This window comes from Helicobacter suis (assembly GCF_902196135.1).
Taxonomy (GTDB): Bacteria; Campylobacterota; Campylobacteria; order Campylobacterales; family Helicobacteraceae; genus Helicobacter; species Helicobacter suis_A.
The window spans coordinates 1-1,782 of the sequence record NZ_CABIKE010000037.1 but is presented as its reverse complement, the minus strand read 5'-3'; the positions used below and the strand labels follow the sequence as shown (position 1 = coordinate 1,782).

General features: G+C 48.5%; 1 rRNA gene. It reads right to left on the bottom strand.

What is annotated here, in order from left to right:
- Positions 1 to 71: 71 nt before the first annotated feature.
- A 16S ribosomal RNA gene (locus tag G6Q06_RS08290) occupies positions 72 to 1,573 on the bottom strand.
- Positions 1,574 to 1,782: the final 209 nt, after the last annotated feature.

Genomic DNA, 1,782 nt, shown 5'->3' with positions numbered 1-1,782 from the left:
TCTCCAACACCTAAGCAAGAGAGCCTTGAGCCTGTGGCCCTTGCAAACAAATGCAAGGGCATTTCTCTAAGAAAGGAGGTGATCCAACCGCAGGTTCACCTACGGTTACCTTGTTACGACTTCACCCCAGTCGCTGTGTGTGCCGTGGGCAGTAGCTGCTTTAGCATCCTGACTTAAGGCAAACACAACTCCCATGGTGTGACGGGCGGTGAGTACAAGACCCGGGAACGTATTCACCGCAACATAGCTGATTTGCGATTACTAGCGATTCCAGCTTCATGCAGGCGAGTTGCAGCCTGCAATCCGAACTAGGAGGTGTTTTATAGATTAGCTCTGCCTCGCGGCTTTGCATCTCTTTGTACACCCCATTGTAGCACGTGTGTAGCCCTAGGCGTAAGGGCCATGATGACTTGACGTCGTCCTCACCTTCCTCCTGCTTACGCAGGCAGTCTTCTTAGAGTGCGCAGCATAACCTGTTAGCAACTAAGAAAAAGGGTTGCGCTCGTTGCGGGACTTAACCCAACATCTCACGACACGAGCTGACGACAGCCGTGCAGCACCTGTTTTCAGGGTCTAGCAAAAGCTAGACACTCCCCTATTTCTAGGGAATTCCTTCAATGTCAAGCCTAGGTAAGGTTCTTCGTGTATCTTCGAATTAAACCACATGCTCCACCGCTTGTGCGGGTCCCCGTCTATTCCTTTGAGTTTTAATCTTGCGACCGTACTCCCCAGGCGGGATGCTTAAGGCGTTAGCTGCATTACTGGAAAGACAAAGCCTCCCAACAACTAGCATCCATCGTTTAGGGCGTGGACTACCAGGGTATCTAATCCTGTTTGCTCCCCACGCTTTCGTGCAATCAGCGTCAGTGATGTTCCAGCAGGTCGCCTTCGCAATGAGTATTCCTCTTGATCTCTACGGATTTTACCCCTACACCAAGAATTCCACCTACCTCTCCCACACTCCAGAAGGATAGTTTCAAATGCAGTTCTATGGTTAAGCCATAGGATTTCACACCTGACTTGTCCTCCCGCCTACGCACTCTTTACGCCCAGTGATTCCGAGTAACGCTTGCACCCTCCGTATTACCGCGGCTGCTGGCACGGAGTTAGCCGGTGCTTATTCGTTAGATACCGTCATTATCTTCTCTAACAAAAGGAGTTTACAATCCTAAAACCTTCATCCTCCACGCGGCGTTGCTGCTTCAGGGTTTCCCCCATTGAGCAATATTCCCTACTGCTGCCTCCCGTAGGAGTCTGGACCGTGTCTCAGTTCCAGTGTGTCCGTTCACCCTCTCAGGCCGGATACCCGTCATCGCCTTGGTGAGCCTTTATCTCACCAACAAGCTGATAGGACATAGACCAATCCTTTAGCGATAAATCTTTCCCTCGTAAGGTAGTATTTGGTATTAATCACCATTTCTAGTGGCTATTCCAAACTAAAGGGCATGTTATCTATGCATTACTCACCCGTGCGCCACTAATCCACCTAGCAAGCTAGGCTTCATCGTTCGACTTGCATGTATTAGGCACGCCGCCAGCGTTCACTCTGAGCCAGGATCAAACTCTCCATAAAGTTAAATCCTAAACTGGCTCAAGATCACTCAAGTTTAACTAGGTTTTAACTAGAGTTCTTAAGCCAAAGACAAAAAACAAAACCAAAAACAAACTTGGCTACAAGACTCTCTTGCTTAAATGTCAAAGATCGCTTGCTTTAGCATTTGCTTAGCACTTGCTATTTAGCAAAAGGCGTATTGTATAGTTTTTAAGCTTAAGGGGGGCTTA